At 69.6% G+C, this 25,631-nt stretch carries 31 protein-coding genes; 17 read left to right on the forward strand and 14 right to left on the reverse strand.

Going from position 1 to position 25,631, the window contains the following annotated elements; genetic code table 11:
- Nucleotides 1-2 precede the first annotated feature (2 nt).
- From AC1HIL_RS25040 to AC1HIL_RS25050, 3 genes are all read right to left on the reverse strand, one after another.
- Nucleotides 3-1,997 carry a DNA topoisomerase IV subunit B gene (locus tag AC1HIL_RS25040; RefSeq protein ID WP_057595390.1) on the reverse strand — a complete coding sequence of 665 codons (1,995 nt, stop codon included), beginning with the start codon at nucleotides 1,995-1,997 and terminating at the stop codon, nucleotides 3-5.
- 146 nt (nucleotides 1,998-2,143) lie between these two features.
- On the reverse strand, nucleotides 2,144-2,596 hold the full coding sequence (locus tag AC1HIL_RS25045) for a DUF2846 domain-containing protein (protein ID WP_057595391.1): 453 nt from the start codon (nucleotides 2,594-2,596) through the stop codon (nucleotides 2,144-2,146).
- Entirely contained in the window at nucleotides 2,593-3,012 is a 420-nt protein-coding gene (locus AC1HIL_RS25050; protein WP_057595392.1) for a hypothetical protein, read from the reverse strand. The genes AC1HIL_RS25045 and AC1HIL_RS25050 overlap by 4 nt, the downstream gene beginning before the upstream one ends.
- 190 nt (nucleotides 3,013-3,202) lie before the next feature.
- Here AC1HIL_RS25050 and AC1HIL_RS25055 point away from each other — a divergent pair, with 190 nt between their 5' ends.
- The 6 genes from AC1HIL_RS25055 (at nucleotide 3,203) to AC1HIL_RS25080 (ending at nucleotide 8,224) form a co-directional block, all read left to right on the forward strand.
- A complete protein-coding gene (locus AC1HIL_RS25055) occupies nucleotides 3,203-4,432 on the forward strand; it encodes an MFS transporter (RefSeq protein WP_057595393.1) in 1,230 nt (409 codons plus the stop codon).
- Between the two features lie 33 nt (nucleotides 4,433-4,465).
- Nucleotides 4,466-4,606 (forward strand): hypothetical protein, encoded by a 141-nt coding sequence (locus AC1HIL_RS25060; RefSeq protein ID WP_172705632.1) that lies wholly within the window; start codon nucleotides 4,466-4,468, stop codon nucleotides 4,604-4,606.
- 31 nt (nucleotides 4,607-4,637) lie between these two features.
- Nucleotides 4,638-5,219 carry a class I SAM-dependent methyltransferase gene (locus AC1HIL_RS25065; RefSeq protein WP_261216072.1) on the forward strand — a complete coding sequence of 194 codons (582 nt, stop codon included), beginning with the start codon at nucleotides 4,638-4,640 and terminating at the stop codon, nucleotides 5,217-5,219.
- A 91-nt stretch (nucleotides 5,220-5,310) separates the two neighbouring features.
- Nucleotides 5,311-6,201, forward strand: a complete 891-nt coding sequence (gene dapA, locus AC1HIL_RS25070; protein WP_082322177.1) for a 4-hydroxy-tetrahydrodipicolinate synthase — start codon at nucleotides 5,311-5,313, stop codon at nucleotides 6,199-6,201.
- 158 nt (nucleotides 6,202-6,359) lie between these two features.
- The gene (gene bamC, locus AC1HIL_RS25075; RefSeq protein ID WP_422096543.1) at nucleotides 6,360-7,442 is read left to right on the forward strand and encodes an outer membrane protein assembly factor BamC; all 1,083 of its coding nucleotides are present in this window, start codon (nucleotides 6,360-6,362) and stop codon (nucleotides 7,440-7,442) included.
- A 5-nt stretch (nucleotides 7,443-7,447) separates the two neighbouring features.
- Nucleotides 7,448-8,224 carry an MBL fold metallo-hydrolase gene (locus tag AC1HIL_RS25080; RefSeq protein ID WP_057595396.1) on the forward strand — a complete coding sequence of 259 codons (777 nt, stop codon included), beginning with the start codon at nucleotides 7,448-7,450 and terminating at the stop codon, nucleotides 8,222-8,224.
- A gap of 72 nt (nucleotides 8,225-8,296) precedes the next feature.
- Here AC1HIL_RS25080 and AC1HIL_RS25085 read toward each other — a convergent pair whose 3' ends face one another.
- The 3 genes from AC1HIL_RS25085 to AC1HIL_RS25095 all read right to left on the reverse strand — a co-directional run bounded on the left by AC1HIL_RS25085 (nucleotide 8,297) and on the right by AC1HIL_RS25095 (nucleotide 10,311).
- Nucleotides 8,297-8,563 (reverse strand): hypothetical protein, encoded by a 267-nt coding sequence (locus AC1HIL_RS25085; protein ID WP_208513330.1) that lies wholly within the window; start codon nucleotides 8,561-8,563, stop codon nucleotides 8,297-8,299.
- A gap of 100 nt (nucleotides 8,564-8,663) precedes the next feature.
- Nucleotides 8,664-9,179 (reverse strand): hypothetical protein, encoded by a 516-nt coding sequence (locus AC1HIL_RS25090; RefSeq protein WP_479670289.1) that lies wholly within the window; start codon nucleotides 9,177-9,179, stop codon nucleotides 8,664-8,666.
- Nucleotides 9,169-10,311 (reverse strand): JmjC domain-containing protein, encoded by a 1,143-nt coding sequence (locus tag AC1HIL_RS25095; RefSeq protein ID WP_479670290.1) that lies wholly within the window; start codon nucleotides 10,309-10,311, stop codon nucleotides 9,169-9,171. The genes AC1HIL_RS25090 and AC1HIL_RS25095 overlap by 11 nt, the downstream gene beginning before the upstream one ends.
- A 14-nt stretch (nucleotides 10,312-10,325) precedes the next feature.
- On the opposite strand from AC1HIL_RS25095, the gene AC1HIL_RS25100 reads away from it, so the two are divergent.
- On the forward strand, nucleotides 10,326-10,850 hold the full coding sequence (locus AC1HIL_RS25100; RefSeq protein WP_057595941.1) for an FKBP-type peptidyl-prolyl cis-trans isomerase: 525 nt from the start codon (nucleotides 10,326-10,328) through the stop codon (nucleotides 10,848-10,850).
- Nucleotides 10,851-10,925: 75 nt separating this feature from the next.
- Here AC1HIL_RS25100 and AC1HIL_RS25105 read toward each other — a convergent pair whose 3' ends face one another.
- The 4 genes from AC1HIL_RS25105 to coaBC all read right to left on the reverse strand — a co-directional run bounded on the left by AC1HIL_RS25105 (nucleotide 10,926) and on the right by coaBC (nucleotide 13,762).
- Entirely contained in the window at nucleotides 10,926-11,426 is a 501-nt protein-coding gene (locus AC1HIL_RS25105; protein WP_057595940.1) for an outer membrane lipoprotein, read from the reverse strand.
- A 205-nt stretch (nucleotides 11,427-11,631) separates the two neighbouring features.
- The gene (gene dut, locus AC1HIL_RS25110; protein WP_057595939.1) at nucleotides 11,632-12,078 is read right to left on the reverse strand and encodes a dUTP diphosphatase; all 447 of its coding nucleotides are present in this window, start codon (nucleotides 12,076-12,078) and stop codon (nucleotides 11,632-11,634) included.
- Nucleotides 12,075-12,539: a hypothetical protein gene (locus tag AC1HIL_RS25115; protein ID WP_479670291.1), complete on the reverse strand. Its 465-nt coding sequence runs from the start codon at nucleotides 12,537-12,539 to the stop codon at nucleotides 12,075-12,077. The genes dut and AC1HIL_RS25115 overlap by 4 nt, the downstream gene beginning before the upstream one ends.
- Nucleotides 12,539-13,762, reverse strand: a complete 1,224-nt coding sequence (coaBC, locus tag AC1HIL_RS25120) for a bifunctional phosphopantothenoylcysteine decarboxylase/phosphopantothenate--cysteine ligase CoaBC (protein ID WP_057595937.1) — start codon at nucleotides 13,760-13,762, stop codon at nucleotides 12,539-12,541. The genes AC1HIL_RS25115 and coaBC overlap by 1 nt, the downstream gene beginning before the upstream one ends.
- 179 nt (nucleotides 13,763-13,941) lie before the next feature.
- Here coaBC and AC1HIL_RS25125 point away from each other — a divergent pair, with 179 nt between their 5' ends.
- From AC1HIL_RS25125 to AC1HIL_RS25155, 7 genes are all read left to right on the forward strand, one after another.
- Entirely contained in the window at nucleotides 13,942-15,624 is a 1,683-nt protein-coding gene (locus AC1HIL_RS25125; RefSeq protein WP_057595936.1) for a CTP synthase, read from the forward strand.
- Complete coding sequence (locus AC1HIL_RS25130) at nucleotides 15,621-15,911, forward strand: DUF1330 domain-containing protein (protein WP_261216087.1); 291 nt, start codon at nucleotides 15,621-15,623, stop codon at nucleotides 15,909-15,911. The genes AC1HIL_RS25125 and AC1HIL_RS25130 overlap by 4 nt, the downstream gene beginning before the upstream one ends.
- Before the next feature lie 28 nt (nucleotides 15,912-15,939).
- Nucleotides 15,940-17,223 (forward strand): phosphopyruvate hydratase, encoded by a 1,284-nt coding sequence (gene eno / locus AC1HIL_RS25135; RefSeq protein ID WP_479670292.1) that lies wholly within the window; start codon nucleotides 15,940-15,942, stop codon nucleotides 17,221-17,223.
- Nucleotides 17,224-17,339: 116 nt separating this feature from the next.
- Nucleotides 17,340-17,618: a cell division protein FtsB gene (gene ftsB, locus AC1HIL_RS25140; RefSeq protein ID WP_093354631.1), complete on the forward strand. Its 279-nt coding sequence runs from the start codon at nucleotides 17,340-17,342 to the stop codon at nucleotides 17,616-17,618.
- A gap of 55 nt (nucleotides 17,619-17,673) precedes the next feature.
- Nucleotides 17,674-18,294, forward strand: coding sequence for a nicotinamide riboside transporter PnuC (gene pnuC / locus AC1HIL_RS25145; protein ID WP_479670293.1), 621 nt, complete (start codon nucleotides 17,674-17,676; stop codon nucleotides 18,292-18,294).
- Nucleotides 18,291-18,986 carry an AAA family ATPase gene (locus tag AC1HIL_RS25150; protein ID WP_479670294.1) on the forward strand — a complete coding sequence of 232 codons (696 nt, stop codon included), beginning with the start codon at nucleotides 18,291-18,293 and terminating at the stop codon, nucleotides 18,984-18,986. Before pnuC ends, AC1HIL_RS25150 begins: the two co-directional genes overlap by 4 nt.
- Before the next feature lie 121 nt (nucleotides 18,987-19,107).
- Nucleotides 19,108-20,103 carry a hypothetical protein gene (locus AC1HIL_RS25155; protein WP_479670295.1) on the forward strand — a complete coding sequence of 332 codons (996 nt, stop codon included), beginning with the start codon at nucleotides 19,108-19,110 and terminating at the stop codon, nucleotides 20,101-20,103.
- A 9-nt stretch (nucleotides 20,104-20,112) separates the two neighbouring features.
- On the opposite strand, the gene AC1HIL_RS25160 is transcribed toward AC1HIL_RS25155, so the two are convergent.
- A complete protein-coding gene (locus AC1HIL_RS25160; protein ID WP_479670296.1) occupies nucleotides 20,113-20,886 on the reverse strand; it encodes a helix-turn-helix domain-containing protein in 774 nt (257 codons plus the stop codon).
- A 94-nt stretch (nucleotides 20,887-20,980) separates the two neighbouring features.
- On the opposite strand from AC1HIL_RS25160, the gene AC1HIL_RS25165 reads away from it, so the two are divergent.
- Nucleotides 20,981-21,772, forward strand: coding sequence for an SDR family oxidoreductase (locus tag AC1HIL_RS25165; RefSeq protein ID WP_479670297.1), 792 nt, complete (start codon nucleotides 20,981-20,983; stop codon nucleotides 21,770-21,772).
- Between the two features lie 2 nt (nucleotides 21,773-21,774).
- Nucleotides 21,775-22,644: an NAD(P)-dependent oxidoreductase gene (locus tag AC1HIL_RS25170; protein WP_479670298.1), complete on the forward strand. Its 870-nt coding sequence runs from the start codon at nucleotides 21,775-21,777 to the stop codon at nucleotides 22,642-22,644.
- A gap of 15 nt (nucleotides 22,645-22,659) precedes the next feature.
- Here AC1HIL_RS25170 and hslO read toward each other — a convergent pair whose 3' ends face one another.
- The gene (gene hslO / locus AC1HIL_RS25175; protein WP_261216095.1) at nucleotides 22,660-23,658 is read right to left on the reverse strand and encodes an Hsp33 family molecular chaperone HslO; all 999 of its coding nucleotides are present in this window, start codon (nucleotides 23,656-23,658) and stop codon (nucleotides 22,660-22,662) included.
- Nucleotides 23,659-23,695: 37 nt separating this feature from the next.
- Complete coding sequence (locus tag AC1HIL_RS25180) at nucleotides 23,696-24,220, reverse strand: gamma carbonic anhydrase family protein (RefSeq protein ID WP_057595925.1); 525 nt, start codon at nucleotides 24,218-24,220, stop codon at nucleotides 23,696-23,698.
- Between the two features lie 50 nt (nucleotides 24,221-24,270).
- Between AC1HIL_RS25180 and AC1HIL_RS25185 the strand changes: the two genes are divergently transcribed.
- A complete protein-coding gene (locus AC1HIL_RS25185; protein ID WP_479670299.1) occupies nucleotides 24,271-25,083 on the forward strand; it encodes a ferritin-like domain-containing protein in 813 nt (270 codons plus the stop codon).
- A 9-nt stretch (nucleotides 25,084-25,092) separates the two neighbouring features.
- On the opposite strand, the gene AC1HIL_RS25190 is transcribed toward AC1HIL_RS25185, so the two are convergent.
- On the reverse strand, nucleotides 25,093-25,563 hold the full coding sequence (locus AC1HIL_RS25190) for a MaoC family dehydratase (protein WP_296777256.1): 471 nt from the start codon (nucleotides 25,561-25,563) through the stop codon (nucleotides 25,093-25,095).
- Between the last annotated feature and the right edge of the window lie 68 nt (nucleotides 25,564-25,631).

The raw sequence follows: 25,631 nt of genomic DNA on the forward strand, positions 1-25,631 counted from the left end.
AATCAAACATCGATGTCGACGTCGTCGGCGCGCAGTTCCATTAGTTCGCGCCGCGCCGCCGCTTCGCCCTTGCCCATGAGCTTGGTGATCTCGCCCTGGGTGGCGCTGAAGTCGAAGCGGCCCAATTGGACCTGCATCAGGCGCCGGGTGTCCGGATTGAGCGTGGTTTCCCACAATTGTTCCGCGCTCATTTCGCCCAGGCCCTTGAAGCGGCTGATGCTCCAGGCGCCTTCGCGCACGCCGTCCTTGCGCAGTTTGTCGAGCGTGGCGGTCAGTTCGCCCTCGTCGAGCGCATAGACCTTGGAGGCCGGCTTCTTGCCGCGCGCGGGCGCGTCGACCCGGAACAATGGCGGCTTCGCGACATACACGTGGCCGGTTTCGATCAATTTGGGGAAGTGGCGGAAGAACAGCGTGAGCAGCAGCACCTGGATGTGCGAGCCGTCCACGTCGGCATCGGAAAGGATGCAGATCTTGCCGTAGCGCAGGCCGCTGAGGTCGGGCGTGTCGTCGGGGCCATGCGGATCGACGCCCACGGCCACCGAGATGTCGTGGATTTCGGTGTTGGCGAACAGCCGGTCGCGCTCGACCTCCCAGGTGTTGAGCACCTTGCCGCGCAGCGGCAGGATGGCCTGGCTTTCCTTGTCGCGGCCCATCTTGGCGCTGCCGCCGGCCGAGTCGCCCTCGACCAGGAAGACTTCGTTGTGGCCGATGTCCTTGCTCTCGCAGTCGGTCAGCTTGCCGGGCAGCACGGCCACGCCCGAGCCCTTGCGCTTCTCGACCTTCTGGCCCGCGCGCTGGCGCGTCTGGGCTGCCTTGATCGCCAGTTCGGCGAGCTTGCGGCCGTAGTCGACGTGCTGGTTGAGCCACAGCTCGAGCGCCGGGCGCACGAAGCTCGACACCAGCCGCACCGCGTCGCGCGAATTCAGGCGCTCCTTGATCTGGCCCTGGAACTGCGGATCGAGCACCTTGGCGCTGAGCACGTAGGAGGCGCGCGCGAACACGTCCTCGGGCAAGAGCTTCACACCCTTGGGCAGCAGCGAGTGCAGCTCGATGAAGCCCTTGACCGCCGTGAACAGGCCGTCGCGCAGGCCGCTCTCGTGCGTGCCGCCGGCGCTGGTGGGAATCAGGTTGACGTAGCTCTCGCGCACAGGCTGGCCGTCCTCGGTGAAGGCCACGGCCCAGTCGGCACCCTCGCCCTCGGCGAAGTTATCGGCGTTCTTGTCGGCATGGCCGCTGCCCTCGAACAGCGGGATCACCGGATCGCCGTTGAGCGTCTGCATCAGGTAGTCGCTCAGGCCGCCCTTGTAGAGCCACTGCTGCGTTTCCTTGGTCTTCTCGTTGACCAGCGTGACGCCCACGCCGGGCATCAGCACCGCCTTGCTGCGCAGCAGGTGGGTGAGCTCGGCCATGGGCAGCGCGGAGGACTCGAAATACCTGGCGTCGGGCCAGGCGCGCACCGTGGTGCCCTGCTTGCGCTCGCCGGCCTCGAGCCTGCGCACCTCGAGCGGCTCGATCACGTCGCCGCCGCTGAAAGTCAATTTGGCCACCGAGCCTTCGCGGTGCGTCGCCACCTCGAGCCGCTTCGACAGCGCATTGGTCACCGACACGCCCACGCCATGCAGGCCGCCCGAGAAGCTGTAGGCGCCGCCCGAGCCCTTGTCGAACTTGCCGCCCGCGTGCAGCCGGGTGTAGACCAGCTCGATCACGGGCGCCTTCTCTTCGGGATGCAGGCCGAACGGGATGCCGCGGCCGTCGTCCTCGATGCTGACCGAGCCGTCGGCGTGCAGCGTGACCTTGATCTTCTTGCCGTGGCCCGCGAGCGCTTCGTCGGCCGCGTTGTCGAGCACTTCCTGGATGATGTGCAGCGGGTTGTCGGTGCGGGTGTACATGCCCGGGCGCTGCTTGACGGGCTCGAGGCCCTTGAGCACGCGGATCGAGCCTTCGGAGTAGCCGGAGGCGTCGGAGGAACTGGTTGGAGTCTTGGGGGGAGTCGCCATGGGGGCGGATTGTAGTCAGTCGCCGCCAAACAACTGGATGCCCGTACAGGGCAACCCTCGCGCGTGGCGGCAGGCTCGGGGAGCGCCGGCGCGCGAGGCGGGTCCGGCACGGGGCGCGATGCCCGCCGGACCCGGGGGATGGGAAGCTACTTGGCCGCTGCGACGGTGCCGGTGTAGCTCAGCGATTGCAGCTCGGCCTTGGCCTTGTCGGGCGACTCGAGCTCGACGACGATGCGGCCCACCATCAGGCCCATGCTCGGCGAGGTACGCAGGTACTTGATCTCGTTGGGCGCGAGCGTGAAGCTGGCGGTCTTCTCGGTCTCGGTCGCGGCCGCCGCGACGTAGTTGCCGGCCGGCCGATCGACGTAGAAGAAGCCGCCCGGCTTGGAGGTGCCGACCACCGTGTCGTTGAGACGGATGTCGGGCTGGATCGCGGCGCCGAACATCGACGACGAACGGAAGAAATAGATGCGGCCCTCGCCGGCCTTGACGCTGGGCATCGAGGCGGCCATGTCCTGGTACTTGACGCCGCTGGCGCAGCCCGCGGCAAGCACGACGACGGCCGCGAGCGCGGCGAATTTCAGAACGGTTCTTCTCACGGTTGAGTTCCTTTTGGAAGTTGTACTGGGGGATCGAGCAGGGAGAAGCGCGCCTCGGCAGGCAGGTAGAAGCCTTGCAGCACGCCATTGCGAACGACCAGCCAGGCCTCGTGGACCTGCTGGCCTTCGATGCTGAACACGAGATCGACGGGGCGATACACCTGGCCTTCGCTCAGGCGCCCGGCCGGCACCCAGCGGCTGCTGGCGGGGATCTGGCGCCCGTAGCCGGTCGGCAGACGGATCTCCAGCGGCGCGGTGAAGCGCAGGTCGGCCGGCCGGCTCGACGGATCCACCGCCGAGAGTTGCGTCGGCACGCTGCGCACCGCGGGCGCGCAGGCGGGAAGCAGGCTCGCCGCCACGGCGGTCGCGGCAAGGGCCAGCAGCGCGCGCAGGGCACGCCGGTTCGTTCTTTCCATGGGAATCCCTCCCCCTCGTCTTTTTGTGTCGGCTGCAAATGTAAACAATTGCGACTTCGGGTAACTACGGAGAAGCGTGAAGTATTTGGCGCTTTGATGCCGTTCGGGCATTGAAACGCCGCCGATAAATCATCAATGGCTGTCGCCGCCGGCGCGCATGCCAAAGCCGGCTCTTGGCTACAGTCGCCGCATGCAATCGCCTTCCACTCCCACCCTCTCGATCAGGCAGGTGCTGTTCTGCGGCGCCATGATCGTCACGCTCTCGATGGGCATCCGCCATGGCTTCGGGCTCTGGCTGCAGCCGATCACGCAGGCGCAGGACTGGAGCCGGCAGACCTTCTCGTTCGCGCTGGCGATACAGAACCTCTCGTGGGGCATCTTCGGGGTGTTCGCGGGCATGCTGGCCGACCGCTTCGGCGCGTTCCGGGTGCTGATCGGCGGCGCGGTGTTCTACGCACTGGGCCTGCTGGGCATGGCGCATTCGCCGACGCCGCTGCTGTTCACCTTGAGCGCCGGCCTGCTGATCGGCGCGGCCCAGGCCGGCACCACCTACGCGGTGATCTACGGCGTGATCGGGCGGCAGATCCCGGCCGAGCGGCGCTCGTGGGCAATGGGGGTGGCGGCCGCGGCCGGCTCCTTCGGCCAGTTCCTGATGGCGCCGGTCGAGGGCCGGCTGATCGGCCAGTTCGGCTGGCAGACCGCGCTGGCCGTGGTCGCCGTGCTGGTGCTGGTGATCGTGCCGCTGGCCTTCGGCCTGCGCGAGCCCCGGAGCGAGGCCGCGACCGCGCACCGCGAGCAGTCGGTGCTGCAGGCCGTGGGCGAGGCCTTCCGCTACCCGAGCTTCGGCCTGCTGATGGCCGGCTATTTCGTCTGCGGCTTCCAGCTCGCCTTCATCGGCATCCACATGCCGACCTACCTGCGCGACAAGAGCCTGCCGGCCGACGTGGCCGGCTACGCGCTGGCGCTGATCGGCCTGTTCAACGTGTTCGGCACCTACACCGTGGGACTGCTGGGCCAGAAGCTGGCCAAGCGCAAGATCCTGGCCGCGATCTACTTCGCGCGGGCGGTGTCCATCGCGCTGTTCCTCGTGGTGCCGACCTCGCCGCTGAGCGTCTACCTGTTCTCGGCCGCGATGGGCTTCCTCTGGCTCTCGACCGTGCCGGCCACCAACGCGATCGTGGCGGGCATCTTCGGCGTGGCCCATCTCTCGATGCTCAGCGGCTTCGTGTTCCTGAGCCACCAGGTCGGCTCCTTCCTCGGCGTCTGGCTCGGCGGCTACCTCTACGACACCACGGGCAGCTACGACGTGGTCTGGTATCTCGCGATCGCGCTCGGCGTGTTCGCGGCGCTGGTCAACCTGCCGGTGCGCGAGAGCGCGATCGCGCGCCCGGTGGGCCGGCCCGCCGCGCATGCGGGCTGATACGCGGGCTGAGCCGGGATCACAATGGCGGCCATGACACCCCTCTCGCGCCAACGGCTCGCACGCACCGGCTGGTTCGCCGCCGCGGCGCTGGCGCTGGCGGGCGTGTTCAGCCTCTACACCCACCCTGAATTCGCGGTGATGCTGGTCGACCAGATCTGGTCGTGCTTCTGACCAATCGCGCGCCCGGCGGGCGCAAGGCGCCATGAAAGATGTAACCAATCCCCCTTCGCCGGTCCACGGCCTGTCGGCGCCCTCGGAATGGATCGTGCGCTGGAGCCACCTGCTCGCGCCGGGCGCCACCGTGCTCGACGTGGCCTGCGGCGCCGGCCGCCACATGCACTGGTTCGCGCAGCGGGGGCACCCGGCCACGGGCGTCGACCGCTCGGCCGAAGCCACGGCGGCCTCGGCCGCCTTCGGCACGGCCGTCACCGCCGACATCGAGGACGGCCCCTGGCCCTTCGCCGGCCAGGGCTTCGGCGCGGTGGTCGTCACCAACTACCTGTGGCGGGCGCGGCTGCCCGACATCGTCGCGGCCGTGGCGCCCGGTGGCGTGCTGCTCTACGAGACCTTCGCGGCGGGCAACGAGAGCGTGGGCAAGCCCTCGCGGCCCGACTTCCTGCTGCGCCCGGGCGAACTGCTGGCTGCCTGCGACGGGCTGCGCGTGGTGGCCTACGAGGACGGCTTCTTGAGCGAGCCGGCGCGCTTCGTGCAGCGCATCGCGGCGGTGCGGGTGCCCGCCGCCGCGGCGGACCTGCCGCCGCGCCATCCGCTGAAGGCCGCCTGACCACCCCCTCGGGACCCGGGGCCGCCCGGGTGGCGGGCAGGGGGTGCGCTATTAGAATGCGTGCTTTCGTCCACGACAAAGAGATTCCCCCTTGGAGCAACTCACAGGCAGCATCGTCGCGCTGGCCACGCCGATGCACGACGACGGCAGCGTTGACTATCCCGCGCTGCGCCGGCTGATCGACTGGCACATCGACGAAGGCACCGACTGCCTCGGCGTCGTCGGCACCACCGGCGAATCGCCGACGGTCGACGTGGAAGAGCACTGCGAAATCATCCGCGTGTCGGTCGAGCAGGCCCGGGGCCGCGTGCCCGTCATGGCCGGCTGCGGCGCCAACTCGACCAAGGAGGCGATCGAGCTCGCCAAGTTCGCCAAGGGCGTGGGCGCCAATTCCCAGCTCCAGGTCGTCCCCTACTACAACAAGCCCACGCAAGAGGGCCAGTACCAGCACTTCAAGGCCATCGCCGAAGCCGTGGGCGACCTGCCCACCGTGCTGTACAACGTGCCCGGCCGCACCGTCGCCGATATGGCGCACGACACCGTGCTGCGCCTGGCCCAGGTGCCCGGCATCATCGGCATCAAGGAAGCCACCGGCAACATCGAACGCGCCCAGTGGCTGATCCGCGACCTGCCCGAGCGCTTCGCCGTCTATTCGGGCGACGACCCGACCGCCGTGGCGCTCATGCTGTGCGGCGGCAAGGGCAACATCAGCGTCACGGCCAACGTGGCGCCGCGCAAGATGCACGAGCTGTGCGTGGCCGCGCTCGCGGGCGACGTGAAGCGCGCGATGCAGATCCAGTTCGAGCTGATGCCGCTGCACCGCAACCTGTTCGTCGAACCCAATCCGATTCCGCTCAAGTGGGCCATGTCCCGCCTCGGCCTCTGCGGCGGTGCGCTGCGGCTGCCGCTGACCGAGCTTTCCGAGGCCAGCCGTCCGGCGGTCGAGGCCGCGCTGCGCGCGACCGGGCTGCTCAAGGACTGATGCGCGCCTGCGCGCCCTCGCCCCTCCACATTCCCTCCACGATCTTCTTTTACCCTGCCGCGTTCGAGGTTAAGCAACCTTTTGCCTGAACCGAGCTCAGAACGGGCGGGCACAGCGGCCCATCGATTGACCGAACCATTCCAACAAGGAAGACGACGTTGAAGTACCTCTCGCGATTCGCACTCCTGGCCCTCGTCGCCAGCCTCGCCGCCTGCTCCGTTCTCGAGAGCGACAAGATCGACTACAAGAGCGCCGGCAAGGCCCCGACGCTCGAAGTGCCGCCCGACCTGTCGCAGCTCTCGCGCGACAACCGCTACGCGATCCCCGGCGGCGCCGTGACCGCCAATGCCTACCAGACCGGCGTCGCCAACGCGCCGGGCGTGCCCACCGCCGTCTCCAACCTCGGTGACGTCCGCCTGGAGCGCACCGGCTCGCAACGCTGGCTGGTCGTCAACCGTTCGCCCGACCAGCTCTGGGATCCGGTCAAGGACTTCTGGCAGGAAAGCGGCTTCCTGCTGACCACCGAGCAGCGCAACCTCGGCATCATGGAAACCGACTGGGCCGAGAACCGCGCCAAGCTGCCGCAGGACATCATCCGCGGCACGCTGGGCAAGCTGGTCGACTCGATCTACTCCACCGGCGAACTCGACCGCTTCCGCACCCGCATGGAGCGCACGCCCACCGGCACCGAGATCTACATCAGCCATCGCGGCATGCAGGAGGTCTACACCAACACGCGCCAGGACCAGACCGTCTGGCAGCCGCGTCCGTCCGACCCCGAACTCGAGGCCGAATTCCTGCGCCGCCTGATGGTCAAGCTCGGCGTCTCGCAGGAGCAGGCCAAGCAGGTCGCGGCCACCGCCGCCGCGGCACCGGTGCAGACTGCCCGCGTGTCCAACGTCGGCGGCCAGCCGATCGTGCAGCTCAGCGACGGCTTCGACCGCGCATGGCGCCGCATCGGCCTCGCGCTCGACCGCACCGGCTTCACCGTCGAAGACCGCGACCGCAGCGCCGGCGTCTACTTCGTGCGCTACGTGCCGCCGAACCCCGACAAGAAGGAGCCCGGCTTCTTCGGCAAGCTGTTCAGCTCGAGCAAGACCGAGGCACCGCTCAAGTTCCGCATCCTGGTCAAGAGCCAGGGCGAGAGCAGCACGGTGTCGGTGCAGAACGAGGCCGGCGCGCCCGAGACCTCGGCCAATGCCGAGCGCATCGTCAAGGTCATCGCCGACGACCTGAAGTAAGTCCCATGCTCCGCTTCCGAAGCCTCGGCAGCGGCAGCACGGGCAATGCCGCGCTGGTCGAGGCGACCAGCGGCGGCCGCACCTCCCGGCTCCTGATCGACTGCGGCTTCGGCATCCGCCAGCTCGATCAGCGGCTGGCCCGCGCCGGGCTCGCCGCGAGCGACATCGATGCCGTCTTCGTCACGCACGAACACGGCGACCACATCGGCTGCGCCCACACCCTCTCGCGGCGCAACCGCATTCCCGTCTGGATGAGCGAAGGCACCTGGCTCGCCACGGGCGCGCGCGACTTCGAAGGGCAACTGCGCCTCGCGCGCGACGACGAGGACTTCGCGGTCGGCGAACTCTCGGTGCACCCCTTCACCGTGCCGCACGACGCGCGCGAGCCGCTGCAGCTGCGCTGCACCGACGGCCATCGCACGCTCGGCGTGCTGACCGACCTCGGCCATGCCACAACCCACGTGCTCGCACGCCTGGCCGGCGCGCATTCGCTGCTGCTGGAGTTCAACCACGACAGCGAGCTGCTGGCCAACTCAGCCTATCCGCCCTTCCTGAAGATGCGCGTGGGCGGCAACTACGGCCACCTCTCGAACCAGGCCGCCGCGGACATCGCGCGCGCACTGCTGCACGACGGGCTGCGCCACGTGGTCGCGGCGCACCTGAGCGAGCAGAACAACCGGCCCGAGATCGTGCGCCGGCTGATGGCGCAGGCCCTGGGCGGCGACGAGGCCGAGATGCTGACCGCGAACGCGGCCGAGGGATCGCCCTGGCTCGACGTCTGAGTTGAAAGGCGATTGAAAGCCGCATGAAGAAAGCCGCCCTGGAGGCGGCTTTGCTTCGTGTGCGGCGACGGCTTACTTGCTCGGCGCTTCGCCCTTCTTCGCGGCTTCGGTCGCGGCATTGGCCGCATCGAGTGCCGACGATGCGGCCGCCGAGGGTGCCGAGGCACCCGCCGACGGCGCCGATGCGGCAGGTGCGGGCGCGGGGGCCGGTGCCGGCTCGGTCACGGGCGCGGGCGGCGGCGTGGTCACGGCGGGCGCCGCATCCTCCTTCTTGCCGCAGGCCACCAGGGCGGAAGCGGCGAGCAGCGAGGCGAGCAGGACGGACGTTGTCTTCTTCATGAAAAGGCTCCTTTGGCAATGAAGGTCTTGAGGGACAAAAAAAATTCTAGACCCGCATGCTGTCCCTCTTGTGTCTGGCCGCGGGATTCGCGGCATTGGCTTACAAGCCCAGCGTGCTCGCGGGAAAGGCGGGCCGGGCCTGGCGCCAGCATTCCTCGATCGACTCGCGCAGCGCGCTGCGCGTGCGCGCATCGGTACCGCTGAGACCGCGGCCATGCTCGATGTCGATGCGATGCAGGAACCACGAGGGCGTCCACCACGCGCTCGGCACGCCGCTGCCGGCTTGCGCATGCGGCGTGCGCAGCGCACGGCATTCGACGATGTGGTCCCAGGTGCGGCGCCAGCCGACGAAGCGCGCATGCCGGCGCTCCACGCCATCGAAGCGCTCGGCCAGCAGCACCAGCCTGCGCCCGCTGGCCGACCAGGCCTGCAGCGCCTCGATGCTCGCGCGTTCGCCGAGCGGCCAGTCGGCGAAGTCGGGGTCGCTGAGGATCAGTTCCTTCCAGCCCTCCCGCGCGGCCGATGCGAGCGCGGCGCGCAGCAGCCCGTCGAACGCTTCGCGGCCGTCGAAGCGGCCCTCGGGCAGCGGCGACGGCAACGCGGTGTCACTCGGCATGCAGCCAGCCCGCCTCGCACCATTCGGCCAGCAGCGACAACGCATCGTCGCTGGCCTTCGCGAGCTCGCGCGGCCCGAGCGCGCGCCGGTCGGCGAGGCGCCGCATCAGCGTGGCATCGGCACCGCCCGCGCGGAAGCTCTCGCCGTTGATATAGAGATGGCGCGCGTCGTAGAGCATGCGCGTGCGACGGTCCAGCCGCACCGCATGCAGCGCGTCGGGCGCCTCGCCGCCATCGTCGAACCAGGTGCTGGCCTTGGGCTCGGTCAGCGATTCGCCGAGCGCGCGATCGATCGCGTCGGGATCGCGCAGCGCCATCTCGACCGCCTTGCGCGCGAAGGCCTGCAGCGCGGCGGGCATGGCGCCGGGCGCCTCGACCGCGGGCTGCGCGGGATCGCGATAGCGCACGGCGGCCGACGGGCCCGCGTCCTCGAGTTCGTCGGCATGGGCCTGCGCGATGCGCGCCAGCAGGTCGGCGCCGAGCTCGCCCGCGGAGGGCGAACGCAACCCGATCGAGAAGGTCATGCAGTCGCCGCCGACCGCCACGCCGTCGTGCGCATAACGCGGCGGCAGGTAGAGCATGTCGCCGGGCTCGAGCACGAAGCTCTGCTCGGGCTCGAAGCGCTCGAGGATCTTGAGCGGCACGTCGGGCTGCAGCCGCAGGTCGCCCTGCTTGCCGATGGACCAGCGGCGCCGGCCCTGCGCCTGCAGCAGGAACACGTCGTAGCTGTCGAAATGCGCGCCCACGCCGCCGCCGTCGCTCGCGTAGCTGATCATCAGGTCGTCGAGCCGCGCGTCGGGCAGGAAGCTGAACTGCCGCAGCAGCGCATGGATGCCCTCGTGGTGCAGGTCCACGCCCTGCACCAGCAGGGTCCAGGCGGCCTGCTTCAGCGAGGGCAGCGAGCGACGTGGCAGCGGGCCGTGTTTCAGGCTCCAGCCGGTCTTGCCGTGGCGGATCAGCCGGGATTCGACCTCTTCGCGTTCGGCCAGCGCGAACAGCGCGGAACGGTCGATGGGTGGCACCATGTCGGGTACCGCCTGTCGCACCAGCAGCGGTTTCTTCTGCCAGTGCCGGCGCATGAACTGCGCGGCGCTCAGGCCGCCCAGCAGGGGCAGCGGTGTTGTGATCTCCATGGGAGAATTCTGCAATGGAAATCTCTGAACAATGCGTGGTCGGCCTGACCTGGACCCTGAAAGACACGCTCGGCGATGTGCTGGACGTGCTCGACGAACCGGTCGAATTCCTGATCGGTGGCGACGATCTGTTCGACGTGATCGAGGCGGCCCTGCAGGGCCATGAGCCCGGTGATCGCATCCAGCTGCAGGTCGAGCCCGAACAGGGCTTCGGCGACTTCGACGACCAGTTGCTCTTCCTCGAGCCGCGCGCCCTCTTCCCCGAGGGCACCGAAGAGGGCATGACCTTCGAGGGCAGCGCGCTGCCCGCGGGCGTGAGCGAGAACATCCCGAAGGATGCGATGTACACGGTGTCCGAGATCTACCCCGAGCACCTCGTGCTCGACGGCAACCACCCGCTGGCGGGCATCGCGATCCGGCTCGACATCCTCGTGCGCTCGGTGCGCGAAGCCACCGAGGAAGAAATCGGCCGCGGCACCGCGGGCACGGCCTTCTTCAAGGTGCAGCCGGTCTCGCCGGGCAACGACACGCTGCACTGAGTCCCTCGACGCATCAACGACAAAGCCGGGCATTGCCCGGCTTTTCCTTGGCTGGCGCGACGCGCCGATGCCGATTTACATGCGCGAGAGCTGGCCGTTGTCGATGCGCACGCGGTCGCCGATGCGCAGGTCGCCCGGGTGCTGCACGTCGAAGGCACGGTAGCCGCCGCGGTCGGTCTGCACCGAGATGCGATAGCTCTCGTAGGCACGCGGACCGTTCTGCTGCGCCTCGATGGTGTTGCCCAGCAGCGCGCCGCCGATCACGCCCAGCGCGGTGGCGGCCGCGCGGCCATTGCCGCGGCCGAACTGGTTGCCCACCACGCCGCCGATGACGCCACCGGCCACGGCACCGCCACCGGTGGTGCCGGTGCCGGCGGTCTCGCTGCGCAGCACCTCGATGTTCGCCACGTGGCCGTACTCGACGTAGGCGGCCTCGCGGTAGGGCACGGCCTGCGGCGGCGGCTGGTAGGGATAGCGGGAGGTCTGGTAGACCGGTGCGGGTGCCACGCAGGCGGTGAGCGTGGCCAGGGCCAGCACGGATGCGGTGACGGAAACGAAGCGCATTGAGATCTTCATGTTGAAAGGCTCCTCGGAAAGAACGGTGCGCCATCCGTGATGAGCGGCGCACCCGCCTGAGTGTTCAACGCCGCAGTTGCCACGGCGATGACGCAAGGACACAAGCTGAAACCTGTGAGCCCCGCCCCGCTTCCGAGGTTCCTTTCTTTACCGCCGCGATACGCGCCGTTGCGCGCGGTTGCGGGTCGTCGCGGTCAGCTCCCGGTCAGTGCTTGCCGGTGGAGCCGTAGCCGCCCTCGCCGCGCTGGGTGGGCGCGAACTCGGTGACGACATGGAACTTCGCCTGCACCACCGGCACGATGACCAGCTGCGCGAGCCGCTCCATCGGCTGCAGCACGAAGGGCGTGTCGCTGCGGTTCCAGGCGCTGATCTTGAGCTCGCCCTGGTAATCGCTGTCGATGAGCCCGACCAGGTTGCCCAGCACGATGCCGTGCTTGTGGCCCAGTCCCGAGCGCGGCAGGATCATGGCCGCATAGGCCGGGTCGCCGAGGTGGATCGCGATGCCGGTGCCCACCAGTTGCCAGGCATTGGGCTCCAGCGTGACGGGCGCATCGATGCAGGCCCTGAGATCGAGCCCCGCGCTGCCGGGCGTGGCGTAGGTGGGCAGTTGCTCCACCATGCGGGGATCGAGGATGCGGACGTCGACTTTCACTTGCTTGCTTTTCCTTGTTGAGATTCGGTCCCGCGGCGGTTCGCCTCCTCGAGCACCTGCTGCCACTTGGCGGCGCCGGGGAAGGCCAGCGACTTGAGCTTGCCGGCAAACCAGAAGGCCAGGCCGGCCAGCACCACCAGCACGTAGATCGGCACGCCGATCGACCACAGGATCACGAAGGCCACGCCGGCCGCGCCGAGCAGGGGCTTGGTGAGCGCGCCGAAGGGTCCGCCCTGCGCGGATTCGGATTTGGCGGCCTTGGCGGCCGCGGCGCGCGCGCGGGCCTGCGCCGGCGGCACCGCCGCGCCCGGCCCCGCGCTCGGCGTCATGCCGACGTCGAGCCCGTGCTCGCCGGTCACGTCCGTCTGGCCGCGCCCGAGGTTCCTCGCGGCCTGGGCCGTCAGCCCCTCGACATAGCGCACGAAGTCGCCATTGGGCGGGGTGTTCCATTCAGCCTTCATCAGACCCTCCAGTCGGGCAGCCGCGCCGCGATCTCCGTCATGAGCTCGCGCGCCAGCGTGAGCTTGGGCGCGCGAGGCAGTTCGCGCACGCCATCGGCGTCCACGAGCAGCAGCGCATTGTCGTCCTGGCCGAAGGTCAGCGGGCCGATATTGCCCACCAGCAGAGGGATGCCCTTGCGCTCGCGCTTGGCCTTGGCATGCGCGACGAGGTTCTCGCTCTCGGCCGCGAAGCCCACGCAGAACAGCTTCTTCGCCTGCGCGCGCTCGCTGCGCGCCACGGTCAGCAGGATGTCGGGGTTCTCGACGAACTCGAGCACCGGGGTCTTGCCGCTGCCGTCCTTCTTGATCTTCTGGTCGCTCTGGGTCGCGGGGCGCCAGTCGGCGACCGCCGCCGTTGCTACGAAAACGCTAGCACGCGAGGATGCACCGACGGTCGCCGCGAGCATCTCCTGCGCCGAGCGCACGTCGATGCGGGTGACGCCGCGCGGCGTCGGCAGGTGCACCGGCCCGGCCACCAGCGTGACCTCGGCGCCGGCTTCGCGCGCGGCGCGGGCGATGGCGAAGCCCATCTTGCCCGACGAATGGTTGGTGATGCCGCGGATCGGGTCGAGCGCCTCGAAGGTCGGCCCGGCCGTCACCAGCAGGTGCTGGCCCGCGAGCAGCTTGGGATGGAAGAAGGCGGTGATGTCCTCCAGCAATTGGGCCGGCTCGAGCATGCGGCCGTCGCCGGTCTCGCCGCAGGCCTGCCAGCCGTTGCCCACGCCGAGCACGGTGGCGCCGTCGGCCGCCACCTGCGCCAGGTTGCGCTGGGTCGCGGGATGCATCCACATCTCGCGGTTCATGGCGGGCGCGAGAAGAAGCGGCACGCGGTCGCGCGGGCGCGCCAGGCACAGCAGGCTCAGCAACTCGTCGGAGCGGCCCTGCACCAGGCGCGCGATGAAGTCGGCGCTGCAGGGCGCGAGCACGATCGCGTCGGCCTCGCGGCTCAGGTTGATGTGCGGCATGTTGTTGGGCTCGCGCGCGTCCCACTGCGAGGTGTAGACGGGGCGGCCCGAGAGCGCCTGCATCGTCACCGGCGTCATGAACTGCTCGGCCGACTCGGTCATGACGACCTGGACCGTGGCCCCCGCCTTCACGAACAGCCGGCACAGCTCGGCCGATTTGTAGCAGGCGATGCCGCCCGTGAGTCCCAGAACGATGTGTTTGCCGGCGAGGTCTTGCATGGTGGGGCGGAGTGTAATGACCCGCGCATCCCCGCCGCGCCCTGGGGCGAACGGTCGTTCGCCGCGGCCCCGATGTCCCGCGCCGGGCGAGGTAACAGTGTCCACCCGCGCCGGGTGTCGCCGGGGGCACACCTATAATCTCAATTTCCCACTGCCCGGTCCTTGCGTCCGGAACTGGCATGACCAAATTTGTCTTCGTCACCGGTGGTGTGGTGTCTTCCCTCGGCAAGGGAATCGCCTCCGCCTCGCTGGCCGCGATCCTCGAATCCCGCGGCCTCAAAGTCACCCTCATCAAGCTCGATCCCTACATCAACGTCGACCCCGGCACGATGTCGCCGTTCCAGCACGGCGAGGTGTTCGTCACCGACGACGGTGCGGAAACCGACCTCGACCTCGGCCACTACGAGCGCTTCATCACGACGCGCATGCGCAAGGCCAACAACTTCACGACCGGCCAGATCTACAAGACCGTGCTCGAGAAGGAACGCCGCGGCGACTACCTCGGCAAGACGGTGCAGGTGATCCCGCACATCACCAACGAGATCCAGGAATACGTCAAGCGCGGCGCCGGCATCGGCACCGCGCACGAGGTCGACGTGGCCATCGTCGAGATCGGCGGCACCGTGGGCGACATCGAGTCGCTGCCCTTCCTCGAGGCCGTGCGCCAGATGAGCCTGCGCATGGGCCCGAACAATTCGGCCTTCGTGCACCTGAGCTACGTCCCCTGGATCGCCGCCGCCGGCGAGCTCAAGACCAAGCCCACGCAGCACACGGCGCAGAAGCTGCGCGAGATCGGCATCCAGGCCGACGCCCTGCTGTGCCGCGCCGACCGCCCGATCCCCGACGACGAGCGCGCCAAGATCTCGCTGTTCTCGAACGTGCCCGAATGGGGCGTGATCTCGATGTGGGACGTGGACACCATCTACAAGGTGCCGCGCATGCTGCACGAGCAGGGCCTCGACGGCCTGATCTGCGACAAGCTGCGCATCAACACGCCGCCGGCCAAGCTCACGCGCTGGGACGAACTGGTCTACGAGGTCGAGCATCCGCAGCAGGAAGTGGCGATCGCCATGGTCGGCAAGTACGTCGACCTGTCGGACAGCTACAAGTCGCTCAACGAGGCGCTGCGCCACGCCGGCATGAAGAACCATGCGCGCGTGAAGATCGACTACGTCGACTCCGAGACCATCACCGCGCAGGACGTCTCGCGCCTGGCCAAGTACGACGCCATCCTCGTGCCCGGCGGCTTCGGCCAGCGCGGCGTCGAGGGCAAGATCCTCGCGGCCCGCTTCGCGCGCGAAGGCAAGGTGCCCTACCTCGGCATCTGCCTGGGCATGCAGGTCGCCACCATCGAGTACGCGCGCCACGTGGCCGGCCTGCCCGATGCCAACAGCACCGAGTTCGACCCCGAGACCTCCTGCCCCGTGATCGCGCTGATCACCGAGTGGAAGGACGCCGACGGCACGATCAAGGTGCGCAACGAGAAGTCCGACCTCGGCGGCACCATGCGCCTGGGCGCGCAAAGTTCCGACGTGACCGACGGCACGCTGGCCCACAGCATCTACGGCGACGTGGTCACCGAGCGCCACCGCCATCGCTACGAAGCCAACGTCAACTACCTCGACCAGCTGCGCAAGGCCGGCCTCGTGATCTCCGCGCTCACGCAGCGCGAGCAGCTCACCGAGATCGTCGAGCTGCCGCAGGACGTGCATCCCTGGTTCATGGGCGTGCAGTTCCACCCCGAGTTCAAGTCCACGCCGTGGAGCGGCCATCCGCTGTTCAACGCTTTCATCAAGGCCGCGCTCGACCACAAGGGCCAGGGCGCCGGCAATGCGGGCAAGACGCTGAAGGCAGTGGCATGACCAGTGCCTACATCATCGCCAACGTCGAGGTGACCAATCCGACCCAGTACGAGGAGTACAAGAAATGGTCGACCGCCGCCATGCAGGCGCATGGCGCCGAGGTCTGCGTGCGTGGCGGCAAGGTCGAGGTGCTCGAGGGCGACTGGGCGCCGCAGCGCATCGTGATCCTCAAGTTCCCGAGCGTCGAGGCCGCGAAGAAGTTCGACAGCTCGCCCGAATACGGCAAGGCGCGCGAGGCGCGCCAGGGTGCCGCGATCATGCGCATGATCGTCGTCGAAGGTCTGTGATCCGTTTTTACTGGAGAAAGAAAAGAAGATGAGTGCAATCGTTGACATCGTCGGCCGCGAGATCCTCGACAGCCGCGGCAATCCCACCGTCGAGTGCGACGTGCTGCTCGAGTCGGGCACCATGGGCCGCGCGGCCGTGCCCTCGGGCGCATCCACCGGTTCGCGCGAAGCCATCGAGCTGCGCGACGGCGACAAGAAGCGCTACCTCGGCAAGGGCGTGCTCAAGGCGGTGGAGAACATCAACACCGAGATCTCCGAAGCCGTGCTCGGCCTCGATGCCAGCGAACAGGCCTTCCTCGACCGCACGATGATCGACCTCGACGGCACCGACAACAAGGGCCGCCTGGGTGCCAACGCCACGCTGGCCGTGTCGATGGCCGTGGCCCGCGCGGCCGCCGAGGAATCGGGCCTGCCGCTGTACCGCTACTTCGGCGGCATGGGCGGCATGCAGATGCCGGTGCCGATGATGAACGTCATCAACGGCGGCGCGCACGCCAACAACAGCCTGGACCTGCAGGAGTTCATGATCATCCCCGTGGGCGCGCCGAGCTTCCGCGAAGCCGTGCGCTACGGCGCCGAGGTGTTCCACGCGCTCAAGAAGATCCTGGGCGACCGCGGCATCAGCACCGCCGTGGGCGACGAAGGCGGTTTCGCGCCGAGCGTCGAGAGCCACGAAGCGGCGATCCAGCTGATCCTCGAAGCCATCGACAAGGCCGGCTACGTGGCCGGCGAGCAGATCGCGCTGGGCCTGGACTGTGCCGCCAGCGAGTTCTACAAGGACGGCAAGTACGTGCTGTCTGGCGAGAACCTCACGCTGTCGGCCGAGAACTGGACCGACATGCTGGCGACCTGGGTCGACAAGTACCCGATCATCAGCATCGAGGACGGCATGCACGAAGGCGATTGGGACGGCTGGAAGCACCTGACCGAACGCCTGGGCAAGCGCGTGCAGCTGGTGGGCGACGACCTGTTCGTCACCAACACCAAGATCCTGCAGGAAGGCATCGAGAAGGGCATCGCCAACTCGATCCTGATCAAGATCAACCAGATCGGCACCCTGACCGAGACCTTCGCCGCGATCGAGATGGCCAAGCGCGCCGGCTACACGGCCGTGATCTCGCACCGCTCGGGCGAGACCGAGGACAGCACCATCGCCGACATCGCCGTGGGCACCAACGCCGGCCAGATCAAGACCGGCTCGCTCTCGCGCTCGGACCGCATCGCCAAGTACAACCAGCTGCTGCGCATCGAGGAAGACCTCGGCGACATCGCCGTCTACCCGGGCCGCGGCGCGTTCTACAACCTCAAGTGATGCCCCCTCCCCGGCCCGAAGAGCCGCGCGCATTGCCGCTTTTTCCGCATTTCGCGGATCGGCACTGCGCCGCCCCCGGCGGGCCGTGCGGAGAGCGCGGGTAAAGTCCGCGGACCATGCGCGCGCGCTTCATTCCTCCCATCGTCCTGCTCGTGCTGCTGGCCATCCTCCAGTGGCAGCTGTGGAACGGGCGCGGCAGCGTGCGCGACGTGGCGCAGCTGCAGGCCAAGCTGGCCTCGCAGAAGGAGTCGAACGCCAAGGCCGCCATCACCAACGAGCGGCTGGCCTCCGAGGTCAACGACCTCAAGGACGGCCTCGAGATGGTCGAGGAACGTGCCCGCCAGGAACTCGGCATGGTCAAGCCGAACGAAGTCTTCGTCCAGATCGCCCACTGATCCACGCGGGCCGCTCTCGCCGAGCCCTCGGCGCGCCGTGCACGCCGCCCAGCCGATGCCCGAAATCCTTTCCGCCCCCGCCTTCGCGCTCTGGGGCTCTCCCGTCACCTGGCTCGAATGCGTGGCCGCCGTGCTGGCACTGGCCATGGTCGGCTGCAACATGCGCGAGATCCACTGGGGCTGGCCGCTCGCGATCGTCAGCTCGCTGCTCTACGTGGGCGTGTTCGCGCAGGCGAAGATCTATGGCGACGCCGCGCTGCAGGTCTTCTTCGCGGTCGTCGCCTTCTGGGGCTGGCTGCAATGGCTGCGCGGCCACCGGGCCGACGGCTCGGCGCTGCGCGTGAGCCGTCTCTCGCGTCGCGGCCTCGCGCTCGCGCTGCTGGCCTGCGCGCTGGCCTGGCCCGCGGTCGCCCTCTTCCTGCGCCGCTTCACCGACACCGACGTGCCCTGGTGGGACGGCTTCGCCACCGGCCTGAGCCTGGTCGGGCAGTTCCTGCTCGGGCGCAAGTTCATCGAGAACTGGGTCGTGTGGCTGGCCGTCAACCTGGTCAGCATCGGCCTCTTCGTCCACAAGGGCCTGTGGCTCACGGTCGGGCTGTACGCCGTGTTCGCGGCGCTCAGCGTGGCCGGCTACCTGGCCTGGCGCCAGCGGCTGCCGAAGGCGGCCGCCGCATGACGCCCGTGCTGCCCACCGGCTGCATCGTCGCGCTGCTCGGCGCCGAGAGCACCGGCAAGACCGAGCTCGCGCGCGCCCTCGTGCAGCGCATGCACGAGCGCGGCATCCACGCCACCTTCGTCGGCGAGTACCTGCGCGAATGGTGCGAGCGCGAAGGCCGCACGCCGCGTGCCGACGAGCAGCAGGCCATCGCCGAGGAGCAGACCCGCCGCATCGATGCCGCGGCCGCGCTCGGCGTGGCGGTGGCCGACACCACGGCCGTCATGACCGCCGTCTACAGCGAGCTGCTGTTCGCCGACACCACCCTCTACCCCGATGCGCTCGCGGCCCAGCAGCGCTGCGCGATCACCCTGCTGACCGCGCTCGACCTGCCCTGGGTGGCCGACGAAATGCGCGACGGCCCGCACGTGCGCGAGCCGGTCGACGCGATGGTGCGCCGCGCGCTCGCCAGCGCGGGCGTGGCCTACACCGTGGTGCATGGCAGCGGCAGCGAACGGCTGGCCGGCGCCTGGCGCGCGATCCAGAGCGTGGCCGACCGCGGCGGCCTGTTGCGCGACGGCGGACGCGATGCCGTGGTGCCCGACCGCGGCGCGGCCACGGCGGGCGAAGGCTGGACCTGGTCCTGCGACAAGTGCTCCGATCCCGAGTGCGAGCACCGCCTGTTCACCGACCTGCTCGCGCGCCGCGAGTGAGGCCGCCGCGCCCGCGCGGTGCCCTCCGACATGGCGCCGTCCGGCGCTGCGCCATCCTCTAAGCTTCGGCGTTCGTTGCCCGTTGCCGTTGTTTCCCCTCTTCCTCTTGCCTGGAGACCCGATGCCTCTTCGCCGCCGCTTCCGCACCGCCGCCCTCCTCGCCACCGCCCTCGCGGCCTCGGTGCTGGTCGGCGCCGCCGCCAGCGCGGCCCCGTTGCGCGCCACGGTCGAGAACGGCACCACGCCCACCGCCTGCGCCGAGGAGGACAACGTCTCGCTGGTGCTGCGCGGCGAAGGCATACGGCGGCTGCGCATCGAGGCGCTGCAGCCGTCCTACCTGGCCAGCATCGGCAACGACGTCACCGCGCCCGACTTCTCGGGCTGCAACTTCGACGGCGGCGAACACCCCACCGACCCCGCGCACCGCTTCGACCCGCGCACCGTGGTGCTGCTCGACAACGCGCAGTGGCGCATCGTCGGCATGACGCTCGCGAGCTTCTGGCGGCCGCAGCGCGTGCCGGTGCGCGTGGGCACCGTCAGCGACCGCGGCTTCCACCTGCTGCAGGTCTTCCGCAAGGAAGACGGCAAGGCGCTCGAGGCGCTGGTGCTCTACCCCTCCGACGGCTACTGGCGCATCAAGCCCCTGCCCGAGGCGCGCTTCGGCGACGGCGTCTACGGCTCCTCGTTCCTGCTCGGCCCGGTCGAGCAGGCCGGCCGGCCGGTGGTCGACATCGCCTCGATCCGCATCGTGCCGAAGCCGCTGTCGATCCACCTGCGCTTCGCGCGCGGCGGCAGCGCGGTCGCCAATGTCGAGGAGATCAGCCGCGAACGCACCGCGCTCGACGTGCGCTTCTCGGCCCCCACGCGCGAGGCAAGGCCCTTCGCGGTGCTGCGCTCGATGTACGTGACGCCCGACAACGCCGACGTCAGCGAGGTGCGCTGGCAGGCCGCGCCCGAGGCACCGCCGGTCGCGACACCGCTGCCCGAAGTGAAGACGCTCGAGGGCACGCAGTTCCGCTTCGGACGCAGCCTGCCGTCGAAGCACAACACGAGCGCACCGGACATCTTCTTCGGGGGTTTCGACAGCGCGAACCCGCGCGAAGCCAAGGCGCGCTGAGCGCCTCGTTCAACCCGCGCGCCGCACCTCGCCCGGCGTCACGCCGAGCACGCGCCGCATGCAGCGCGCCATGTGGCTCTGGTGCGAGAAGCCGCTCTCCAGCGCCACCTGGCTCGCGGGCAGGTCGCTGCGCAGCAGCAGGCCGCGCGCGCGGTCGACGCGGCGGTGCACCACGTACTCGTGCACCGGCAGGCCGGTCGAGCGCTTGAACAGGGTCTTGAGGTGCGAGGCGCTGAGGCCCGCCACGTCGGCCAGCGAGGACAGCGAAAGATCGCCGTCGAGGTGGGCCTCGATGTGCTCGGTCACGCGGCGCAGCTGCGGCCGCGTGAGGCCGCGCGCGGGCACGGGCTCGGGGCGGCGCTGGCCGCTCAGCAGGTGCGCGGCGAGCGCGGTGCCGAGGCTGTCGGCATACAGGGTGCCATTGGCAAAGCCCGCGCGGCGTTCGGCGTCGAGGGCCCAGGCGATGTGCTCGATGTGGGCATCGCGGAACTGGTGGCGCTGCGCGAGCGTGGCGCATTCGGCGGGCAGCCCCATCTCGTCGGCCGTGCGGCGCAGCAGCGCGGTCGACACGCGCAGCATCAGCGAGGTGCTCGCGGCCTCCTCGTGCCACACGTCGCTCACGCCCGCGGGCACGATGTCGAGGTCGCCGCGCGTGTAGAGGAAGCGGTGGAACTGGCAGGCACCGGCCACCGGCGCGCCCGTGTGGAGCTTGATGCGGTGCTCGGGCAGCGGCTCGTAGCCGACGATGCCGGCGGGCGTCTGCCGCAGGTCGGTGTCGCTCATCGGGCCATTATCGGCCGCGCGCCGTCGTCCGTTCGTGCTCGGGGCTGCCCGATCGTGCGCGACCGCGCGCCATGCGCGCGGAATCATCGCGGCCATGAACACCACTCTCCACCAAGACAGCAACACCCGCTACCGCGGCAAGACCGCCGTCATCACGGGCGGCACCATCGGCATGGGCCTGGCCACGGCCCAGGCGCTGCTCGCGGGCGGCGCCCGCGTGATCCTGACCGGGCGCAATCCGAGGAACCTCGAGGCCGCGCGCCACGCGCTGGGCCCGCAGGCGCAGGTGCTGGCGAGCGACGCCGCCTCGCTGGCCGACATCGATGCGCTCGCGGCCACCGCGCGCGAAGCGCTGGGCCATGTCGACCTGCTGCACATCAACGCCGGCATCGCCACGCTCGAGCCCTTCGAGCAGGTCACGGAGGCCGGCTACGACCGTGCCTTCGCGATCAATACCAAGGGCGCCTTCTTCACGGTGCAGAAGCTCGCGCCGCTGATGAAGCCCGGCGCGTCCATCGTCTTCACCTCGTCGATCGCCGACAAGGGCGGCATGCACGGCATGGGCGTCTACAGCGCGACCAAGGCCGCGCTGCGCTCCTTCGCCTCGGGCTTCGCGGCCGAGCTGGTCGGGCGCGGCATCCGCGTCAACGTGGTGAGCCCGGGCTTCATCGACACGCCCACGCTCGGCGTGGCCGATGCCACGCCCGCCGAGCGCGCGGAGTTCGTGCGCCTGGGCGACCAGATCACGCCGATGCGGCGCCACGGCAGCGCCGAGGAAGTGGCGCGCGCGGTGCTGTTCCTGGCCTTCGACGCCACCTTCACCACCGGCGCGCGGCTCACGGTCGACGGCGGCCTGGGGCAGAACCTCAGCCCGGCGCAGGAGTGACCATGCACACTACCGACGTCTCCCTCATCGGCCTCGGCCCGATGGGCAGCGCGCTCGCGCGCGCCCTGCAGCGTGGCCACACGCTCACGCTGTGGAACCGCACGCCGAGCCGCGCCGAAGCGCTGCTCGGCCAGGGCACCGTGCTCGCCGCCGATGCACGCGCCGCCGTTGCAGCGAGCCCCATCGTGCTGGTCTGCGTGGCCGACTACGCGGCCTGGCGCGCGATCCTCGCGCAGCCGGGCGTGGCCGATGCGCTGCGCGGCAAGCTGCTGGTGCAGCTGAGCACCGGCACGCCGCAGGATGCGCGCGACGACTGGGCCCGGCTCGACGGCGTGGGCTACCTCGACGGCGCGCTGCTCGCCACGCCCTCGCAGATCGGCCGGCCCGACACGCCGCTGTTCGTCTCCGGCGAGGAGCGCGCGCTCGCGGCCTGCCGGCCGGTGCTCGAGGCCATCGCGGGCCACATCGCCTACCTGGGCGAGCCGATCGGCAACGCCGCCGCCTGGGACCTGGCCACGCTCTCGTGCATGTTCGGCGCGATGGCCGGCTTCTTCCACGGCGTGCGCATCTTCGAATCGGAGCAGTTGCCGGTGCGGGACTTCGCACGAATGATCGGCACCATCTCGCCCGTGATCGGCGAGATGATCCGCGCCGAAGGCGAGGACATCCATGCCGAGCGCTACGGCGAACCCGAGAGCTCGATGGCGACCTGCGCGGGCTCGGGCCGGCTGTTCGTGCGGCAGGCGCGCGAGGCGCGGCTCGACGCGGGCTTTCCCGATTTCCTGATGGGCTGGTTCGACCGCGCGCTCGCGGCCGGCTATGCGAACGAGCGGCTCGCGGCGATGGTCAAGGTGCTGCGGCAGCCGGGCTGAACGCCCGGCACCGGCTTACTGCACCACCGGCGTGCCGGGAATCTGGTCGCCCGGCGGACGGAATATCTGCGCCGCATCGACCGCGTCGAAGCGGTACTGCTTGCCGCAGAAGTCGCAGCCCACCTCGATGTCGCCGCGCTCGGCGAGGATGCTCTCGGCCTCCTCGGCGCCGAGGCCGCGGATCATCTGCGCCACGCGCTCGCGGCCGCAGGTGCAGGCGAAGTGCGGGCCCAGCATGCCGCGCTGCGGCTCGAAGCGCAGCAGCTTCTCTTCCCAGAACAGGCGCCGCAGGATGGTCTCGACGTCGAGCGTGAGCAGCTCCTCGCGCGTGAGCGTCGAGGCCAGGATCGAGATCCGGTTGTAGTCCTCGTTGCGGCCGATCTGGTCCTCGTTCGCCTGGTCTCGGTCGGCCGGCGCCGTGCCTTCGAGGTTGCCCTCGCCCTTGACCGGCAGGCGCTGGATCAGCAGGCCCGCGGCCACCTTGTCGTCGGCCGCCAGTACCAGCGTGGTGTCGAGCTGCTCGCTCTGCAGCATGTAGTGCTGCAGCACCTCGCTGAGCTTGCCGAGCTTCTCGCCCTCGTCGCCGAACAGCGGCACCACGCCCTGGTAGGGCTGCTGGCCCGGCAGCTTGTCCTTGGGGTCGAGCGTGATCGCGCAGCGGCCCTTGTTGTTCACGTTGACCATGTCGGGCAGCCGCGCATCGGCCGGCAGCTCGCCGATGGTCTTGGCGGTGGCGCGCAGGCTCAGGTCGGGCTTGACCTCGGCCACGGCCACCTTCACCGGGCCGTCGCCGAAGATCTGCAGGATCAGCGCGCCGTTGAACTTGATGTTGGCCTGCATCAGCGTGGCCGCGGCCGTCATCTCGCCGAGCAGCTCGACCACCGGCGGCGGGTAGGCGCCGGTGGCGGTGTTGGAGGCGCGCCGCGCGAGGATCTCCTGCCAGGCATCCGTCAGGCGCACGATCATGCCGCGCACTGGCAGGCCATCGAACAGGAATTTATGCAGCTCGCTCACAACGGGGTTCTTTCTTCGGGTGCCCTCGCGCGCAGGCTCAGGCGATCTTCTTCAGGCCGGCCGCAAAGCGGCGGGCGTTCTTGACGTAGTGCTCCGCGCCCTGGCGCAGCTTGGCGGCGGCCGCTTCGTCGAGCGTGCGCACCACCTTGGCGGGCGATCCCAGGATCATCGAGTTGTCGGGGAATTCCGAGCCCTCGGTCACGAGCGCACCGGCGCCGACGATCGAGTTGCGGCCGATCTTCGCGTTATTCAAGACCACCGCCTGCATGCCGATCAGCGTGTTGTCGCCGATGGTGCAGCCGTGCAGCATGACCTGGTGGCCCACCGTGACGTTCTCGCCCACCGTCAGCGGGCAGCCGATGTCGCAATGGAGCACCGACAGATCCTGGATGTTGCTGTTGCGCCCGATGGTCATGGCCTCGGTGTCGCCGCGCAGCACGGCGCCGAACCAGACGTTCGCGTTCTCGGCCAGCGTCACGCGCCCCATCACCTCGGCGCTGTCGGCGACCCATGCGCCGTCGCCGAGTTGCGGCGCCACGCCGTCGAGTTCATAGAGGGCCATCGTGGGAGTCTCCGGAAAGGGAAAGAGGGGTGAAACCTAGAATTGTAGGGATGCACCCCCGATTGAGCGCCCTGGCCGCGCTGCGCCTCACCGACCCCGACGAGAAAGTGGCGGCAACCCGCGCGCTGGCAACGCACATCGCTAGCGAAACCATAGCAGACGAACCCGTGCGCGTGCCCGGCGACGAGCTCGGCGTGCCGGGCCGGCCCGAGCGCCCGCTGCGCGTGTCGGCCATGGCGGTGGGCAAGCGCTCGCCGTTCAACACCGAGGGCCGCGCGGCGCTGGTCCATTCGATCTGCCACATCGAGTTCAACGCCATCAACCTCGCGCTCGACGCCGCCTGGCGCTACGACGGCATGCCCGCGCGCTACTACCAGGACTGGCTGCGCGTGGCCGACGAGGAGGCGCAGCACTTCACGCTGCTGCATGCGCACCTGCGGACCATGGGCTGGCGCTACGGCGACTTCACGGGCCATGACGGCCTGTGGAGCATGTGCGAGAAGACGCGCGACGACGTGCTCGCGCGCATGGCGCTGGTGCCGCGCACGCTCGAGGCGCGCGGGCTCGACGCCACGCCGCTGATCCAGGCCAAGCTCAAGCGCGTGAACACGCCCGATGCGCTGCGCGCGGTCGAGATCCTCGACATCATCCTGCGCGACGAGGTGGGCCACGTGGCGATCGGCAACCACTGGTACCGCTGGCTCTGCGAGCGCGCGGGCATCGACGCCGAGGCCGCCTACCCCGAGCTCGTGGCGCGCTACGAGGCGCCGCGGCTCAAGCCGCCGTTCAACCTCGAGGCGCGCACGCGCGCGGGCTTCAGCGACGAGGAGCTCGAGGCGCTGGGCGGCGGCAGCGCCGCCTGACGCCCGAAGTCAATCCGGCTTCTTCATCACCACCAGCTTCGGCGAGAAGTGCTGCAGCACCTCGCCGCGCTGGTTGCGCGTCTCGCAGCGCACGCGGACCATGGCGCGGCCCGGCTTGGAACGCGAGGGCACGATCTCGACGATCTCGCTGACCACGTGCAGCACGTCGCCGGGCCGCGTGGGCTGCGGCCAGCGGATCTCGTCGCCGCCCGAACCGATGATGCCGTCGGCCAGCGGAATGCCGCTGTCGACCAGCAGGCGCATGGTCACGGCCGCCGTGTGCCAGCCGCTCGCGGCCAGGCCGCCGAAGAAGGTGCGCTTGGCGGCCTCCTCGTCGGTGTGGAAGGGCTGCGGATCGAACTGCAGCGCGAAGGCCTTGATCTTCTCGGCGTCGAGCGCGTATTCGCCGCTGGTGAAGCGGTCGCCCACGGCGAGGTCGTCGAGGTAGAGCTTGGCGCGGGGGGTGATGGTGTCGGTCATGGTGCGTTCCTCCTTCGCTGACGGCACGGCGGCATTGTCGCCACCGTGCCGCGTCGTGTCGCGTGGAC

The sequence above is a fragment of the Variovorax sp. ISS6 genome (assembly GCF_056523145.1).